Consider the following 16,803-nt stretch of genomic DNA (forward strand, 5'->3'; position numbering starts at 1 on the left):
AGGCAGCGAACAGGGGCAGACAGTACTTTAGCTGGCAGCCATTTCTAATTGTTTCGAAAGCTATGCTAAATTCGAAGAAAATGCCTGTCTCGCGAAATTCGGGCATAAACCATCGCAAAAAGGGCGAAACAATCAAATCCCTCAACAAATTTCTCCAAGAGATCGATGAAGGCGATTGGGCCGTCATCAGCTCGGCCACCGATTATCCGGAAAACTGGGTGATTCCGGAACACAGCCACAACAAGCATCAACTGCTCTATGCTATTGGCGGGGTGATGGTGGTGTATTCGGCGCTGAATCAATGGACGGTGCCACCCAACCGTGGCTTCTGGATGCCGTGCGGGCAAGTCCATTCGCTGCGCTGCGTAGGCACGTTGAAGATGCGCAGCGTGTTCGTGCGCCCGGACAGCTTCCCGAACCTGCCAACCGAGCCGAAGACGGTGACGGTTTCGCCGCTGTTGAGTGAACTGATCAAGGCGTCGGTGAGCCTGAAGCCGCCGTATGCCGACGACTCACGCGATGCCAGGATCATGCACCTGATCCTCGACGAACTGGCGATCCTGCCGGACTTGCCGCTGTCCCTGCCGCAGCCTGCCGACCCGCGCCTCAGCCAGATTTGCCTGGCGTTGCAGGACGAACCGGGGGATGCCTCTACTGTCGCCGATTGGAGCGCGCGCCTGGGGCTGGATCAAACCACCATTCAGCGCCTGTTTCGCAAGGAAACTGGCATGACCTTCGGCCAATGGCGCCAGCAGGCACGGTTGCTATTGGCGCTGGAGCGCATTGCGGTAGGGCAGAAGATTATCGATGTGGCATTTGAACTGGGTTACGAAAGCCCCAGCGCCTTTACCAGCATGTTCAAGAAACAGTTTGGCAAGACGCCGAGTCATTTTTTCAGGTAGCGCTGCTGATAACACGCGCTTGCACAGCGCGGCGTGACGCCAGGCAGGCAAGCAGGGTGGCGACTACCAGCAAGCCGGCACTGAGCTCAAAGGTGGCCTGGTAGCCGCTCAGGTCGAACGCCACGCCGCCGACGGTGGCGCCGGCAGCAATCGCCAATTGGATGATAGCCACCATCAATCCGCCGCCGGCCTCGGCGTCATCGGGCAAGGTCTGCGCCAGCCACGTCCACCAGCCCACAGGTGCGGCGGTTGCCACCAGGCCCCAACTGCCGAGCAATAGCGTGGTTATGATCGTTGAATGGCCCCACTCCACCAGCGCAAGTGCGAGGCCTGCCATGATCAGCGGGATGGCAATCAGTGTCGGGTACAGGTTGTGCTTGAGGAAGCGTTCAATCAAAAACGTACCGGCCAGGCCTGCCAGGCCAAGCACCAACAGCATCAACGACAACGTAGACACCTCAACCCGCGTGACGCTTTCCAGAAACGGGCGCAGGTAGGTGAACAACATGAACTGGCCCATGAAGAACACGCTGACGGCGAACATGCCCAAGGCCACCTTGGGGTTTTTCATCAGGCGCAAGGCATTGGCGGTTTTCGCCGCACCCTGGTTTTTCAGCGCGGGCAGGCTGGCCAGCAGCCATACCAGTGCAACCACCGCGACCGGCACCACGCAGAAGAACGCACCGCGCCAGCCGATGATCCCGCCGAGAAAGCTGCCCAGCGGCGCGGCGATCACCGTTGCCAGCGCGTTGCCGCCGTTGACGATGGCAAGGGCCCGCGGTATCTGTGCTTGCGGCACCAGGCGCATCGCCGTGGCCGCCGACAATGACCAGAAGCCACCAATCGCCACGCCAATCAAGGCTCGGCCGAGCATGAACACCAGGTAATTGGGCGCGAACGCTACCACGGTGCCGGAGATAATCATCAGCAGCGTCAACGCCATCAACAGGCGCTTGCGGTCCACCCGTGTAGCGATCGAGGCGATCACCAGGCTGGTGAGCAGGGCAAACACCCCGGACACGGAAATGCCCTGGCCAGCCTGGCCTTCGGTGATGTGCAGGTCGGCGGCCAGCGGTGTCAGCAGGCTGACGGGCATGAATTCGGAGGCGACCAGGGCGAACGCGGCGAGCGACATCGCCAGCACCGCGCCCCAACTGCTTTTGGTAGGTGTATCAGACATGGCGTAAACCCGTTGATGCGTAATGGCCTGCGCATTTTCCGGATCAAACCCCATGCTCCATAGTTCGATTCGCCAGATTACTTGCCTGATCCTCTGAGTCTCGCGGTATACCGGGGACTCGCGAGCCGTGCGGGAGTAAAGTTGCGCAAAGAGGCAAAAGAGTCCGTTATGAGCATCCACCCTGCATCCCTGCAAACCCTCGCGCACTCCATCGAGTCGCGCACCCCGTCGCCCGGCGATTACCCCATGCCGATTCCCGGGCTGGCGTTCTATCGGCGTGAACAACCGGCCGCGCCTGTGGTGTGCATGGTCGAACCGTGCATTGTGCTGGTGGTGCAGGGCCAGAAGCAATTGTGGGCCGGTGGTGAGGGTTACCCCTACGACAGCTCGCGCTTTCTGGTGACGTCGCTGGACATTCCGGCCAACTCGGAGGTACTGGTCGCCAGCCCCGAGCAACCTTGCCTGGGGCTGACGTTCAAACTGGACTTGCGCATGTTGGCCGAGCTGATTGCCCAAGGTGATCTGCCGCCAACCCGAGAGCGTGCGATGATGAAAGGCGTGGGTATCGGTACGGTCACCGACGGTATGCTCAGCGCATTCGCTCGTCTGGTCGCGTTGCTTGAGGAGCCTGAAGCGATTCCGGTACTCGCGCCGTTGGTCCAGCGCGAGATTCATTACCGCCTATTGAAAAGCGACCAGGCCGGCCGCCTGCGCCAGATCTGTTCGGTGGACGGGCAGGGTTATCGGATTGCCAAGGCTATCGATTGGTTGAAATTGAATTTCGATGCGGCGCTACGCGTGGAAGAATTGGCAGCGCGGGTGCAGATGAGCGCAGCGACCTTTCACCATCATTTCCGCCAACTGACGGCGATGAGCCCGTTGCAGTACCAGAAATGGCTGCGTTTGAATGAAGCGCGACGATTGATGTTGAACGAGCACCAGGACGTGTCCAGCGCAGCGTTCAAAGTGGGCTATGAGAGCCCGTCGCAGTTCAGTCGTGAGTACAGTCGCTTGTTTGGCGTGCCACCCAAGCGCGACATGGTCGCGCTGCGGGGCAGGGCGGGGGTTACTGATCCGGGGCCAGGTTAGCGTAGAAAATGCAGCCGATCAGCCGCGCAAACAGGCTCAGGGTTTCGGGCAGGTTGGGGTCATCAAACAGCATTGCCCGTGAGTCCAGCGCACACAGCGCGCCAAACAGGCGCCCGTCGGGCAGAAAGATCGGTGCACCGGCATAGCTTTCGATGGCGTATTGCTTGACCACCGGGCGCGAGGCAAAGCGACCGTTATGGCTGATCTGCGGGATGAACAGGGCTTGAGGGTCGATGCAGAACTCACTGCACAGGGTGGTTTCCAGGTCGAGTACGTCGTCGACATGGATGCCCATTTGCAGAGGGTCGTAGGCCGAACACACTACCCATTCATGGTCGGTGAACTTGGCGATGCCGGCGAACCTCATCCCGGTCAGCCGCGTGACCAGCTTGAGAATGTTGGTGGTGGCTTCGATTTCTGCGATAGCGGCGCGTTCGTCTGCGCTGAGTAGCGATTGTGCGGCGGTGACGCTTGTAGCCATGCTGAACGCTCCAATGGCGTGGTCGCTGGTCGCGACCACGCACAGTCAGGTCTTAGTTAATCCGTGGATGCTGCTGTACCAGGTTTTCACGCTTGGCTTGCAGCGCGGCAATCTCGGCGTCGATGTCTTCGATCTTCTGCTCGATGTTGTCGTGATGCTCCTGCAGCAGTTCTTTGGCTTCTTCCATGTCGGAAGCCGCCGGGGCCGCGCCGCGCAGTGGCTTGTTGGCGGTTTCTTTCATGGTCAGGCCGGTGACCAGGCCAACCACGGCAAACACCATCAGGTAGTAGGCGGGCATGTACAGGTCGTTGGTGCTCTCCACCAGCCAGGCGACGACGGTTGGCGTGACGCCGGCGATCAGCACCGATACGTTGAATGCACTGGCCAGGGCGCTGTAGCGCAAGTGCGTTGGAAACATCGCTGGCAAGGTCGAGGCCATCACGCCGATAAAGAAGTTCAGCACGATCGCCAGGATCAGCAGGCCGCTGAAGATCAAGCCGGTCTTGCCGCTGGTGATCAGCATGAACGCCGGGATCGACAGGAACAGCAGGCCGATGCTGCCGGCGATGATGAACGGCTTGCGGCCGATCTTGTCGCTGACAAAGCCAATGAATGGCTGCACGAACAACATGCCGACCATGATCGCGATGATGATCAACACGCCGCTGTTTTCGGCGTAGTGCAGGTTATGCGACAGGTAGCTGGGCATATAGGTGAGCAGCATGTAGTACGTCACGTTGGTCGCCGCGACGATCCCGATGCAGGTCAACAGGCTGCGCCAGTGTTTGGTGGCGATTTCCTTGAACGAGACTTTAGGGCCGTGGCTCAGGCCTTCGCGGTCGCCCTGTTCAAGCTTGTCGACGTGCTGCTGGAACGCTGGAGTCTCTTCCAGTGCGTGGCGCAGGTACAGGCCGATGATGCCCAGGGGCAGGGCAAGGAAGAACGGCAGGCGCCAGCCCCAGGATTCGAATTCCGCTTCGCCGAGCACGGTGGAGATCAGTACCACCACACCTGCGCCGAGGACGAAACCGGCAATCGAGCCGAAGTCCAGCCAGCTGCCGAGGAAGCCGCGCTTGCGGTCCGGGGCGTATTCGGCGACGAAGATCGATGCGCCGGTGTACTCGCCGCCTACCGAGAAGCCCTGGGCCATTTTGCACAGCAGCAGCAGGATTGGCGCCCAGATGCCAATGGAGGCATAGCCGGGAATCAAGCCAATGGCGAAGGTGCTCAGGGACATGATCACGATGGTGGCAGCGAGGACTTTTTGCCGCCCGTACTTATCTCCCAAGGCACCGAAGAACAGACCGCCCAGTGGGCGAATCAGGAAGGGCACCGAGAAGGTACCCAATGCGGCGATCATTTGTACGCTGGGGGACGCATCGGGGAAGAACACCTTGCCCAGCACATAGGCGACAAAGCCATACACGCCGAAGTCGAACCATTCCATGGCATTGCCAAGGGCGGCGGCGGTGATCGCCTTGCGCATCTTGTTGTCGTCGACAATGGTGATGTCTTTCAAGCCGATGGGTTTGACGCGTTTTTTCCGTAGTTTCATGCGGGCCACTCTAAAGCTGAACGGGGAGGTGCCATCGCTACGATGGCACCGCTCTGTCAGTTCAGATACAAGTGGACACGAAAAAATTCACCGCATCGGGTGTTTTTTCTCGCATTAGCGAAAATATCGTGTGAGTGCCCTCGCGGCGGCGTGCAAATCCACGCCTCAACCAAATTTAAATGTGGGAGGGGGCAAGCCCCCTCCCACATTGGGTCGTCGCTGCTTTGAGCATTTCGTTCGCTTAACTGACTGCGGCGACGATAGCGATATTGGCTAAACTCGGTTCGAAGGTTCATGCCCCAAACAGGGACGTCATTTGTATGCCTAACCTCCATTCACGCCTCATCTACCGCCAACCACGACTGGCAGATGTCCGGCGGTTGTTTGCGATCTTCGGTGATCCGCAGACCAATCTGTTCAACCCGGCCGGGCCCATGCCCGATCTTGCGACGGCTCAACGCTTGTTGGCTCACTGGATGGAGCAATGGGCCAATCACGGCTACGGCTGGTGGGCGATTGCCCGTAAAGAAGCGCCCGAACACATCATCGGGTTTGGCGGCATTGCACCGCTTAACTATCTGACCCAACGACGCATCAACCTCGGTTACCGCTTTGCCGTCGAAGCCTGGGGGCAGGGCTACGCCACCGAAGTGGGCCGTGACGCGTTGGAGCTGGCTTTTGTAACCTTGGGTTTGCCGGAGGTTTTCGGCCTGGTACGGCCCGATCATGCTGCGTCGATCCGCGTACTGGAGAAGATTGGCATGCAGCCCTTCGGCCTGCTGGACGACGTACCTGGCCAGGCACCCAGTCTGGTGTTGCGGGTTTGTCATCCTACAACTGCTAACGCCTGACATTTTTCATACGTACGTAATTCCTCGATAAACGGCGCTTGTTCAGATTGACACTGCGCAGGCGTCCCGATATAAAAGCCATAGTTGTACGACGACATATGACGTTACATGTGTCCTACCTAACAAAAATAAAAAAGTGATGCCATGAATCTGAACGAGCCCATCAGTGCCTATCGTGTCGGCCAGGCGGTCGGCAGCTATCGCTGGACGATCTGCGCGATGCTGTTTTTCGCGACCACGGTCAACTACCTCGACCGTCAGGTGCTGAGCCTGTTGGCGCCGCAACTCTCGACACAATTTGGCTGGAGCAACACCGATTACGCCAACATTGCCGCGGTGTTCCAGTTCGTCTACGCGATTTCCATGCTGTTTGCCGGGCGGTTTGTCGACAAGATCGGTACCAAGGCCGCGTATGTGGTGGCGATCGGCATTTGGTCCACTGGGGCGATCATGCATGCGTTTTCGGTGCCGATGGGCGAGGGCATTGCGGCGGTCAGCAGCGCTGTCGGCCTGGCGGTGATTCCGGTGTCGATTGCCGGGTTCATGCTGTCGCGTGCCGTGTTGGCGATCGGCGAAGCGGGTAATTTCCCTATCGCGATCAAGGCCACCGCTGAATATTTTCCCAAGAAGGAACGCTCACTGGCCACCGGCATCTTCAACTCCGGTGCCAACGTCGGCGCGATCCTGGCGCCGATCTGCGTGCCGTTGATCGCAGGCTGGTGGGGTTGGGAGGCGGCATTTATAGTCATTGGCATGTTGGGGTTTGTGTGGGTGGCAGTCTGGGCCGCCGTGTACGAAAAACCGGAACAGCAAAAACGACTGTCCGCTGAAGAACTGGCCTACATCCGCAGCGATCAGACCGTACAGCCTTTCACTCCGGAGCCTACGGGCGCCAACGCAAAGAAAGTCTCCTGGTTCAAACTGCTGACTTACCGCCAGACGTGGGCGTTCGCATTCGGCAAGTTCATGACTGACGGTGTGTGGTGGTTTTTCCTGTTCTGGCTGCCCACCTACCTGTCGGCGCAGTACGGCATGAAAGGCGCCGATATCGTCATGCCGCTGGCGGTGCTGTACAGCATGACCATGGTCGGCAGCATCGGTGGCGGCTGGTTCCCGAGCTACTTCATGGCGCGCGGCGATGCACCCTATGACGGGCGTATGAAAGCCATGCTGGTGATTGCGCTGTTCCCGCTGGTGGTGTTGCTGGCACAGCCCCTGGGTTACCTGAGCTTCTGGGTACCGGTGCTGCTGATTGGCGTGGGCGCCTCGGCGCACCAGGCGTGGTCGTGCAATATCTTCACCACCGTGTCCGATATGTTCCCGCAGAAAACCGTGGCCTCGGTGGTCGGCATTGGTGGCATGGCCGGGGGCCTGGGCGGCGTGGTCATGACCAAGATCGGCGGTTGGGTGTTCGACTACTACAAGTCTGTCAACGACATCCACACCGGCTACATGATCATGTTTGCCATCTGCGCCCTGGCCTACCTGGTGGCCTGGAGCGTGATGAAGGCATTGGTGCCCCGTCACAAGGAAATTACTGATCTTTAGGGGCCGCTTCAGGCAACCGTAGAAACGCCATCAGCGCGGCAACGATGGCATCTGGTGCATCTTCTTGCACCAGATGCCCGGCATGGGGGATACGCAGGTAGCGTGCCCCGGCCAATCTGCCAGCGAGTGCATCGCCTTGCGCCAGCGGGATCCACCGATCTTCTTCACCCCACAGCAACAGCACCGGGCAACGGACGCTGGCGAGTTGATCTTCTATCGCATCGGTATAACGCTGATCCATTTGCACGATCTGTCGGTAAAAAGCGGCCTGGCCAATCTCGCCCATCCAGGGCGTGACATAAGCTTGCAATACCTCGGCAGGCAGCGGCTTGAAAGCGGCGCCCTGAAGATAGGCACGCACGATCGCCTCGTGGATGTATGCCGGCGCATCGCTGAAGGCCCGTTCGTGCTGACGCACATGCTGAATCAGCGGCGAACCCCAGGGCGCCAGGGCAACGGGATCGATCAGGGTGAGGCTGGCGTAGTCGCAGCTATCCAGCAGATGCGTGCGCAGTGCCGTGGCACCGCCAAAATCATGGGCGAGTAGATGAGGGCGTTCCAGGCGCCAATGTTCAAGCAGTGCGGCCAGCAAGGTGTTTTGCACGCCGAGGGAGACGTCCTGCCCCGGCGCCTTTTGCGACTGGCCGTAGCCGAGCAGGTCGTAATAGAACACGCGACAGTGCTGGGCGAACAATGGCGCGATGCGTCGCCACACATGGGCAGAGAAGGGCGTGCCATGCACCATCACCAAGGCCGGGCCCTGAGTGCCGAGTTGGCCCCAGCGCACCGCCTGGCCGTGAAAGTCGAACGTTTCGCGCAGTGCCAAGGCATCACTTGCGTGGGTCATGATTGAATCTCCCCTAAAGCATCGTGGGCTGTGACGGACTTTGCGTCCGCCAGGATAATACGAACTGCCATCACTACACCGATCAGTACCGCGGCCAGGCCCGCTGCTTCCAGGGGCGTTGGCCAGCGCTGGTGAAACCACAGGCCCAGCAGGCTGGCGAACAGTGATTCCAGGGCAATCAACTGGCCGCTCAAAACCATGGGCAGGCGCCGCGTCGCGGCGTTCCAGGCCCAGGCGCCGACGACGGTGGACATCACGGCGATCACCAGGCTCCAGGTATACAGCGGCCATGCCTGGCTCCAGCCAGCGCCAAGGGTGGGCAACCGCAACACGCCCAACACGTATAGCCACGGCAGGATGATCAGCGCAGCGGCACCGGCCCCCACTAGCATCAGGGCGGTCCACACACCTGTCACCTTGGCCGGCAGGTGCGCCAGTTGCTGTTGGTTGATCACGCTGAACGCCATCCATAAGGCGACGGCGCCCAAAGAAAAAAACAGACCGGCCAACCAGGAGCCGCTGCCCGAAGAGGGCTGGTGCAGACTGCTGATATTGACCAGCAACAGCCCCACCGAGAGACAGAGCAACGGCATCACCAGTTGACGCCACTGCAGGGTTTTATCGCTGGCGTTGCCTATCAGCGCCAGCAGCACCGGGACCATCCCGACAAACGCTGGCGTCAGCACCGGGCCGCCGACGATCACGCCGCCTGCAATGCATACGCCGTAGCCCAGGCAGCCCATTGCGCCCAGTAGTGCCGCGAGCAGGCACTGGCCATGGCTGAGCATCCGCAGTTGCGATCGACACACAATCATCCAGACGACGCCCAGCCCGCCGGCCATCAGAAAGCGCACAGCCATCAGATCGTAGAGGCTATAGGCCCCGGTGACGTAGGGCGCAATGAAGTTCAGTGCCCAGCCAAGGGTGGCGACCACCGCGCATATCACGCCGGTAAAGACTGAAGCTTGGGAAGTGCTCATCAGGCTGATCCATGAAGTAATGGATTCATGGTGCCCAGCCGCACGGCTGTGCTACAAACGAGTTCTCGGCCCTTGATGCATTACCTCAGATTATGAATCTACTTGGCAAAACCTTACCGCCCCTCGCCAGCCTGTTGCCGTTTGAAGCCGCTGCGCGCCTGGAAAGTTTTTCCAAGGCGGCCGATGAACTGCACATCACCCAGGCGGCTGTCAGCCGGCAGATTCGCGGGCTGGAAGATAACCTGGGGGTGAAACTCTTTAGTCGGCGCAACCGTGCGGTGTTCCTGACGCAAGAGGGGCGTGAATTGGGGCGGGTGGTCAGTGCCGCGTTGCAAAGCATCAGTGATGGCGCGGCTCAGCTACGCGCGGCGCCGCTACGCAATCGGGTGGTGCTGTTGTGCCAGTTGTGCGAGGCGTTCTATTGGTTGATGCCGCGCCTGTCGACGTTCCATCAGCAATATCCGCAGGTCGAGATCCAGGTGGTGACCTGTACGCGGCCCATCACGCAATTCGAGGGCCACTTCGATGTAGCCCTGCAAAGTACCCGGCGCGCCAGTGGTGCCCATACGCTGATGTTTACCGCTTCTGATGAAGTGTTTCCGGTGTGCAGTCCCGCCTACCTGTGCCCGCAGCAGCCGTTAGCGCTCGCTGAGTTACAGCCTTGCACCTTTTTGCACCATAGCTCTGAACCTCCGCACTTGATGGAGTGGGATGAGTGGCTGCAGGTGTTTGGGCGGGTGTTGGCCAAAGATGCGCGCAGTGCCACCTTCGACAGCTACCCGCTGATGTTGCAGGCGGCGGTGGAAGGGCACGGTGTTGCCATGGGCTGGCGTCGCACCGCCAGCAGGCTGATTGACAGTGGGGCACTGGTGCGCCCCTGTGCTGAAAGCGTGTTTCTGCCGGAGGCTATTTCGGTGTACAGGCAGCATGGGGCAAGCAGTCGGGAGGAGGTGGCTGCGTTGCTGGCCTGGCTTGAAGCGCAATTGCAGAAGGACGACTGACAGGGGCGTCGCCGCCCCTGTCACCCCCGGTTATTTATTACGGGTGACGCGCCAAAGGGTATTGGCCAGGTCGTCGGCAATGATCAGTGCGCCTTTGGGGTCCACCGTCACGCCCACCGGGCGCCCACGGGTCTTGCCATCGTCACCCCGAAAGCCGGTGGCGAAGTCGATGGGTTCGCCAGCGGGCTTGCCATTGCTGAACGGCACGAAGATCACCTTGTAGCCCACCGGATTGTCGCGGTTCCAGCTGCCGTGTTCGCCGACAAACACGCCGTCGGCAAATTTTTCACCCATGGCTGGGATGGAGAAATCCACACCCAGTGCAGCCACGTGGGAACCCAGGCTGTAATCGGGCTTGATCGCCGAGGCTACTTTGGCTGGGTTCTGCGGTTGTGCCCGTGGGTCGACGTTCTGGCCCCAGTAGCTGTAGGGCCAACCGTAGAAGGCACCTTCGCGCACTGACGTCAGGTAGTCCGGCACCAGGTCGGGGCCGAGTTCATCGCGTTCGTTGACCACCGTCCACAGTTGCCCGGAGCCCGGTTGGATGGTCAGCGCCGTGGGGTTGCGTAGCCCGGTAGCGTAGGGTTTGTGCGCGCCAGTGGCCGCGTCGATCTGCCAGACCATGGCGCGGTCGATCTCCACTTCCATGCCGCGCTCGGTGATGTTGCTGTTGGAGCCGATGCCCACATACAGCTGGCGCCCGTCATCACTGACCGCCAAGGACTTGGTCCAGTGGTGATTGATCTGCGCCGGCAGGTCGGTGACTTTGACCGGCGGCGCACTGGCCTTGGTCTGGCCGTCGGCGTAGTCGAAACGCACCAGCGCGTCCTGGTTGGCCACATAGAGTTTGCCGTCGGCGTATGCCAGGCCATAGGGGGCGTTGAGGTTGTCGGCGAACACGGTCTTGAGTTCATAGGTGCCGTCGCCGTCGGCATCGCGCAGCAGGGTAATGCGGTTGCCGCCTTTGACCTTGGTGTTGCCCTGGGCCTTGATCACGCTGGCGATCACGTCCTTGGGCTTGAGCTTGGCCGCACTGCCGCCACGGCCTTCGGCCACGAGGATGTCGCCGTTGGGCAACACCAGGGTTTGACGGGGGATTGCCAGGTCGGTGGCGATGGCGGTCACGCTGTAGCCTTCGGGCACCTTGGGCTTTTGTTCGCCCCAAGGCGTGGGCTCGGCGATCTTCATGCTCGGCAGCAGGCTGCTTTGTTGTTCGGGCAGCTTGGGATCTGGGCCGCGGGCCTGGGTCTTGTCACCTTCGCCGCCACAGGCACTCAGCAACAGGGCAGCGCTGAGCACGGTCAATGTGTTGAGTGGTTTCATCGGGCAGCTCCTGAGCGCAGGTTGGTCAAGCCGATCCAGGTGGCGATGATCGCCAGGGCGGTGACAATCGCCGACAGCACCAGGCCGGTGGGCATCATGGCGTACGCGTCCTTGGCGTGTTGGAAGGCATTGATCAGCCCGAGTACCCAAGTAGCCAACAACAGCAGGAAATACGCCACGGGGCGCCCGCCCTTGTGTTCGGCACGCACCAGATTGACCAACGCAAACAACAGGGCAAAACCACAGAACACCAGCGCCCCGGCGATCAGCCAGGAGGCGAAGTTGGCCCATTGGATCTGGTAACTCTGGCCGTAGGCGATATCACTGAGCAAGGCGCCGAGAAACAACGGCACAGTGCCGGCCAGTAAGGTCCCATGCAGCGGGCCAGGTCTGACGACGGGGTAGGTGGGTAGGGTAGTCATGTCGGTGGCGGCTCCTTATCGTTCTGCACCCTGGACTCAAGGTGCGCTGACTTCGCATAGGAAAGGAGCCTGTCATTTGTCAGAAAGTTCATTGAGAGGTGGAGATGTTTCCTGGCAGATGTAGCTGGATGTGTTTACGACGCCAGCTCCATGACTCATCCTGCTTGGCCCCAACAAGGAATCGTTTTATGCCAACCCTGCATCTGTTGTGCGGCAAGATCGCCTCTGGCAAGTCCACGCTCGCCAAAACCCTGGCTGCCGAGCACGCGGCCATTGTGCTCAGCGAAGACCACTGGCTGGCCACTCTCTACCCCGGTGAGATCCAGAGCATTGCCGACTACCTGCGTTGTGCCCAGCGGGTTCGCGGCGTGCTTGAGCCGCTGGTGATCGAGCTGCTGGCGTCCGGTGTCAACGTGGTGCTGGATTTTCCCGCCAACACCCTCGCCAATCGCCAATGGTTGCTAGGCCTGGCCCAGGCGGCCGAGGTGCCGCACTGCCTGCATTATCTGGAACTGGACGATGCCACCTGCCGCGCCCGCCTGCATGAGCGTAACGCCCGGGGTGAGCATGATTTTGCCGCGACCGACGCGGAGTTCGACCTGATCACTCGCCACTTCTGCGTGCCGAGTGAAGAAGAAGGGCTGGTGATTGAGGTGCACCGCCCGTGACCTCGCAAAAACCTGCAGGCATCAATGCCGACGGCTATATCCTCACCGTCGCCGATGCGTCTATACAATCCGAGTTCCAGCCCCTGCTGGCGGACATCTGCGTCACCCTGTCCCAGCCTGCGCTGGGGCTGCACGGGATTTACCTGTATGGCAGCATTGCACGGGGCGAGAGCGAGGCCGGAGTTTCCGACCTTGACCTTTCACTGATACTGGTCGAACCACCGGATGCGCCCGTGCTTGAACAATTGGAGTCCGCCCGACTCGCCTTGGAGCAACGGCATCCCCAAGTCACCAAGATCGACTTTGACATCGGCCACCGCGCCCAGGTGTTGGCGCCCGAGAACCGAAACAGTTGGGGCTTCTGGCTTAAACATCATTGCCGCTGTATCTGGGGCGAAGACCTGTCACTGCATTTCGAACCGTTTCGCCCGTCCCGCTCAATCGCCCTGGCGGTCAACGGCGATTTTGAACAGGCGCTTACGGCGTACCTGGTGCGCATCGAACAGGCCGGCACTGAACACACACGGCTTGGCCTGCAGCGGGAAGCATCGCGGGCCTTGATCCGCGCTACCCACACCCTGCGAGCGCAAGACGCGCAACGCTGGCCGCAAACCCTGGAAGACTACGTCGGGTTGTTCGTTCGGCATTACCCGAACATGCGCGTGCAAATCGCCTACTTCCTGTTTGAGGCACGCAACCCGAGCGCCGAGGGCGAGGCATTCACTACACGGCTACGGGCGTTTTTGAGCTGGATGGTTTCGGCACTTATAGAAAGGAATCAATCAGATGCGTGAACGCAAAACCGCACGATTGCTGGTTATAAACCTTGCACAGCAAGTGCTGCTGTTTCGCTTCGTACACAAAGACGGCACCTTGGCCGGCCAGGATTACTGGGCCACGCCGGGCGGCGGCTTTAAGGCCGTCACGGGAGCAAGCGGATGTATTGATCCAAGCACCACAACGTGCTTGCCCTGAGACACATCCATCTTCCTTGTCAGTGACTGGCCAGGATTCCCCCGGTGTTGAGCACCCTGGCATAGTCCATCGCCAAGTTACTCAGCGACAACGCATGCACGTCTTCGGCGAGCCACAGCCGTCCCGACAAGTCGGTTTGATCGAAGGTAAAACACGCATCTGCCGCCACGATCACGTCAAATCCCAGGTTGCCGCCCGAGCGGGCGGTGGATTCCACGGAGTTGTTGGTGATGACGCCAACGATCACCAACTGGTGGATCGAGCGCAGGTGCAGCCAGCGCTCCAGGCCCGTGGCGCTGAATGCATCCGGTACGTTTTTTTCCACCACATGCTCGTGGGCCAGGGGGTGCAACGCATCCTGGAACTCACAGCCGGGCTGGCCTGGCCGAAACACCGAAGCGTCAGAGCGGGAGATATGCCGCACATGGATGATCGGGCGTTGCGCCTGTCGCCAGGCATTGAGCAACTGTTGTATGCGCAGTTCGGCGTCTGGGTTGTTGCGGCGGCCAAGGGCGGGATCGGCCATGCCTTTCTGCATATCAATGATCACCAGTGCAGCGTTCGTCGCTATCGGTTCCATGGCCTGTCCTTGTAGGGATGAGTATCGCGATTCAAGTGTGGGTCGGTTGGACGTTACCACCGATCGGCAACCCACACGCAAAACCCTGAGACTTCCCGGCGAAACGCTTCATAATGGCCGCCAATTTGTTTAGCTCGTTATTCTGGTGTGCCCGCATGGAAATTAAGGTCAACTTTCTCGACAACCTTCGGCTTGAAGCCAAGTTCGATGACTTCACGGTCATTGCCGACCAGCCCATCCGCTACAAGGGCGACGGGTCGGCACCGGGGCCATTCGATTACTTCCTGGCTTCGTCGGCGTTGTGTGCGGCGTACTTTGTGAAGTTGTACTGCCAGACGCGCAATATTCCCACCGAGAATATTCGCCTGTCGCAGAACAACATCGTCGACCCGGAAAACCGCTACAACCAGATTTTCAAGATCCAGGTCGAGCTGCCGGCGGACATCTCGGACAAGGACCGACAGGGCATCCTGCGTTCCATCGACCGTTGCACCGTGAAGAAAGTGGTGCAGGCCGGGCCGCAGTTCGTGATTGAGCAGGTGGAAAATCTCGACGCCGACGCGCAGGCGTTGTTGATGCCCAATTCCACGTCCGACGCGGGCACCTACATTGCTGGCAAGGACCTGCCGCTGGAGCAGACCATCGCCAACATGTCCGGCATCCTCGCCGGGCTGGGCATGAAGATCGAGATCGCCTCGTGGCGCAATATCGTGCCCAACGTCTGGTCGTTGCATGTGCGCGATGCGCATTCGCCGATGTGCTTTACCAACGGCAAGGGCGCGACGAAGGAGGGCGCACTGGCGTCGGCGCTGGGCGAGTTTATCGAGCGGCTCAACTGCAACTTCTTCTACAACGACCAGTTCTGGGGCGAAGAGCTGGCCAATGCACCGTTCGTGCATTATCCGGATGAGCGCTGGTTTCAGCCGGGCCCGGACGATGAGCTGCCGAGTGAAATCCTCGATGCCTACTGCCTGAAGATCTACAACCGCGAGGGCGAGTTGCGCGGTTCGCACCTGTTTGACACCAACTCCGGCAACGAAGCCCGTGGCATTGTCTCGCTGCCGTTCGTGCGCCAGTCCGATGGTGAAGTGGTGTATTTCCCTTCCAACCTGATCGAAAACCTCTACCTGAGCAACGGCATGAGTGCCGGCAACACCCTGGCCGAAGCCCAGGTGCAGTGCCTGTCGGAGATTTTCGAGCGGGCGGTGAAGCGCGAAATCATCGAAGGCGAATTCGCCCTGCCGGACGTACCCGCCGAGGTGTTGGCCAAATACCCTGGCATCCTCGCCGGTATTGAGGGGCTGGAGGCCCAGGGTTTCCCGGTGCTGGTCAAGGATGCATCCCTGGGCGGTGAATTCCCGGTGATGTGCGTGACCTTGATGAACCCGCGCACCGGTGGCGTGTTTGCCTCCTTCGGTGCGCACCCGAGCCTGGAAGTGGCGCTGGAACGCAGCCTCACCGAGCTGCTGCAAGGCCGCAGCTTCGAAGGTTTGAACGACCTGCCGCAGCCGACCTTCGAAGGCCAGGCGGTGACCGAGCCGAACAATTTCGTCGAGCACTTTATCGACTCCAGCGGCGTGGTGTCGTGGCGCTTCTTCAGCGACCAGTCAGATTACGAGTTCGTCGAGTGGGACTTCTCAGGCCACGGCGAAGACTCCAACGCCCAGGAGGCCGCGACGCTGTTCGGCATCCTCGAAGGCATGGGCAAGGAGTGCTACATGGCGGTGTACGAACACCTGGGCGCCACCGCCTGCCGCATCCTGGTGCCGGACTATTCGGAAATCTACCCGGTGGACGACCTGATCTGGGATAACACCAACAAGGCGCTGTTCTTCCGCGAAGACATCCTCAACCTGCATCGCCTCAACGAGGACGAGCTGCAAGCCTTGGTCGAACGCCTGATTGAAAGCGAGCTGGACGACTACACCGACATCACCACCCTGATCGGCATCGAGTTCGACGACAACACCGCGTGGGGCCAATTGACCATCCTTGAGCTGAAGCTTTTGATATTCCTGGCCCTCAAGCAGTATGAAGAAGCCAAGGAATGCGTGGAGATGTTCCTGCAGTACAACGACAACACCGTCGAGCGCGGCCTGTTTTACCAGGCGATGAACGCGGTGCTGGAGATGGAGCTGGATGACGACCTGGAACTGGCCGACTACGAGGCCAATTTCCGGCGCATGTTCGGCAATGAGCGTATGGATGCGGTGATCGGCTCGGTGGACGGCAGTGTGCGGTTCTACGGGTTGACGCCGACCAGCATGAAGCTCGAAGGGCTGGACCGGCATCTGCGCTTGATCGACAGCTATAAGAAGCTGCACAGCGCGCGGGCCAACATCACCTCAGGCTGAAATGCAGGCGGGGGCTGCCCTGGAGCCCCCTTGTAGGAGCGAGCTTG

General features: G+C 60.3%; 16 protein-coding genes and 1 pseudogene. 9 read left to right on the forward strand and 8 right to left on the reverse strand.

Features of this window, described 5'->3' with window-relative positions:
- Window positions 1–80 precede the first annotated feature (80 nt).
- The gene (locus tag IH404_RS13300) at window positions 81–902 is read left to right on the forward strand and encodes a helix-turn-helix transcriptional regulator (protein ID WP_194440598.1); all 822 of its coding nucleotides are present in this window, start codon (window positions 81–83) and stop codon (window positions 900–902) included.
- Here IH404_RS13300 and IH404_RS13305 read toward each other — a convergent pair.
- Window positions 895–2,082 carry an MFS transporter gene (locus IH404_RS13305; protein ID WP_122732827.1) on the reverse strand — a complete coding sequence of 396 codons (1,188 nt, stop codon included), beginning with the start codon at window positions 2,080–2,082 and terminating at the stop codon, window positions 895–897. The two genes, IH404_RS13300 and IH404_RS13305, sit on opposite strands and share 8 nt — an antisense overlap.
- 168 nt (window positions 2,083–2,250) lie before the next feature.
- Here IH404_RS13305 and IH404_RS13310 point away from each other — a divergent pair, with 168 nt between their 5' ends.
- A complete protein-coding gene (locus IH404_RS13310; protein WP_194440599.1) occupies window positions 2,251–3,171 on the forward strand; it encodes an AraC family transcriptional regulator in 921 nt (306 codons plus the stop codon).
- Here the strand turns inward: IH404_RS13310 and IH404_RS13315 are convergent.
- Together IH404_RS13315 and proP are read right to left on the reverse strand one after the other, a co-directional pair.
- Complete coding sequence (locus IH404_RS13315; protein ID WP_005787942.1) at window positions 3,149–3,652, reverse strand: GAF domain-containing protein; 504 nt, start codon at window positions 3,650–3,652, stop codon at window positions 3,149–3,151. The two genes, IH404_RS13310 and IH404_RS13315, sit on opposite strands and share 23 nt — an antisense overlap.
- A 52-nt stretch (window positions 3,653–3,704) precedes the next feature.
- Window positions 3,705–5,207 (reverse strand): glycine betaine/L-proline transporter ProP, encoded by a 1,503-nt coding sequence (gene proP, locus IH404_RS13320; protein WP_005787944.1) that lies wholly within the window; start codon window positions 5,205–5,207, stop codon window positions 3,705–3,707.
- A 320-nt stretch (window positions 5,208–5,527) separates the two neighbouring features.
- On the opposite strand from proP, the gene IH404_RS13325 reads away from it, so the two are divergent.
- Window positions 5,528–6,058 carry a GNAT family N-acetyltransferase gene (locus tag IH404_RS13325; protein WP_194440600.1) on the forward strand — a complete coding sequence of 177 codons (531 nt, stop codon included), beginning with the start codon at window positions 5,528–5,530 and terminating at the stop codon, window positions 6,056–6,058.
- 144 nt (window positions 6,059–6,202) lie between these two features.
- A complete protein-coding gene (locus tag IH404_RS13330) occupies window positions 6,203–7,606 on the forward strand; it encodes an MFS transporter (protein ID WP_005787948.1) in 1,404 nt (467 codons plus the stop codon).
- Here the strand turns inward: IH404_RS13330 and IH404_RS13335 are convergent.
- Both IH404_RS13335 and IH404_RS13340 read right to left on the reverse strand, forming a co-directional pair.
- Window positions 7,593–8,453, reverse strand: coding sequence for an alpha/beta hydrolase (locus IH404_RS13335; protein ID WP_005787950.1), 861 nt, complete (start codon window positions 8,451–8,453; stop codon window positions 7,593–7,595). The two genes, IH404_RS13330 and IH404_RS13335, sit on opposite strands and share 14 nt — an antisense overlap.
- The gene (locus IH404_RS13340) at window positions 8,450–9,433 is read right to left on the reverse strand and encodes a DMT family transporter (RefSeq protein WP_194440601.1); all 984 of its coding nucleotides are present in this window, start codon (window positions 9,431–9,433) and stop codon (window positions 8,450–8,452) included. The genes IH404_RS13335 and IH404_RS13340 overlap by 4 nt, the downstream gene beginning before the upstream one ends.
- Window positions 9,434–9,525: 92 nt before the next feature.
- Between IH404_RS13340 and IH404_RS13345 the strand changes: the two genes are divergently transcribed.
- On the forward strand, window positions 9,526–10,434 hold the full coding sequence (locus IH404_RS13345; RefSeq protein ID WP_005787953.1) for a LysR substrate-binding domain-containing protein: 909 nt from the start codon (window positions 9,526–9,528) through the stop codon (window positions 10,432–10,434).
- Window positions 10,435–10,464: 30 nt separating this feature from the next.
- Here IH404_RS13345 and IH404_RS13350 read toward each other — a convergent pair whose 3' ends face one another.
- Both IH404_RS13350 and IH404_RS13355 read right to left on the reverse strand, forming a co-directional pair.
- Window positions 10,465–11,757 (reverse strand): sorbosone dehydrogenase family protein, encoded by a 1,293-nt coding sequence (locus tag IH404_RS13350; RefSeq protein ID WP_005787955.1) that lies wholly within the window; start codon window positions 11,755–11,757, stop codon window positions 10,465–10,467.
- Window positions 11,754–12,179 carry a DUF2231 domain-containing protein gene (locus IH404_RS13355; protein WP_005787957.1) on the reverse strand — a complete coding sequence of 142 codons (426 nt, stop codon included), beginning with the start codon at window positions 12,177–12,179 and terminating at the stop codon, window positions 11,754–11,756. The genes IH404_RS13350 and IH404_RS13355 overlap by 4 nt, the downstream gene beginning before the upstream one ends.
- Before the next feature lie 188 nt (window positions 12,180–12,367).
- On the opposite strand from IH404_RS13355, the gene IH404_RS13360 reads away from it, so the two are divergent.
- From IH404_RS13360 to IH404_RS13370, 3 genes and pseudogenes are all read left to right on the forward strand, one after another.
- A complete protein-coding gene (locus IH404_RS13360) occupies window positions 12,368–12,847 on the forward strand; it encodes an ATP-binding protein (RefSeq protein WP_005787958.1) in 480 nt (159 codons plus the stop codon).
- Window positions 12,844–13,641, forward strand: a complete 798-nt coding sequence (locus IH404_RS13365; protein WP_194440602.1) for a nucleotidyltransferase domain-containing protein — start codon at window positions 12,844–12,846, stop codon at window positions 13,639–13,641. The genes IH404_RS13360 and IH404_RS13365 overlap by 4 nt, the downstream gene beginning before the upstream one ends.
- Window positions 13,634–13,765, forward strand: a pseudogene (locus tag IH404_RS13370) (DNA mismatch repair protein MutT); the annotation flags it as partial. The gene IH404_RS13365 and the pseudogene IH404_RS13370, both read left to right, overlap by 8 nt.
- A gap of 76 nt (window positions 13,766–13,841) precedes the next feature.
- On the opposite strand, the gene IH404_RS13375 reads toward IH404_RS13370, so the two are convergent.
- The gene (locus tag IH404_RS13375) at window positions 13,842–14,402 is read right to left on the reverse strand and encodes a cysteine hydrolase family protein (protein ID WP_005787964.1); all 561 of its coding nucleotides are present in this window, start codon (window positions 14,400–14,402) and stop codon (window positions 13,842–13,844) included.
- A gap of 155 nt (window positions 14,403–14,557) precedes the next feature.
- Here IH404_RS13375 and IH404_RS13380 point away from each other — a divergent pair, with 155 nt between their 5' ends.
- Window positions 14,558–16,756, forward strand: a complete 2,199-nt coding sequence (locus IH404_RS13380; RefSeq protein ID WP_194440603.1) for an OsmC domain/YcaO domain-containing protein — start codon at window positions 14,558–14,560, stop codon at window positions 16,754–16,756.
- Window positions 16,757–16,803: the final 47 nt, after the last annotated feature.

This window comes from Pseudomonas sp. OST1909 (assembly GCF_015277575.1).
GTDB lineage: Bacteria > Pseudomonadota > Gammaproteobacteria > Pseudomonadales > Pseudomonadaceae > Aquipseudomonas > Aquipseudomonas synxantha_A.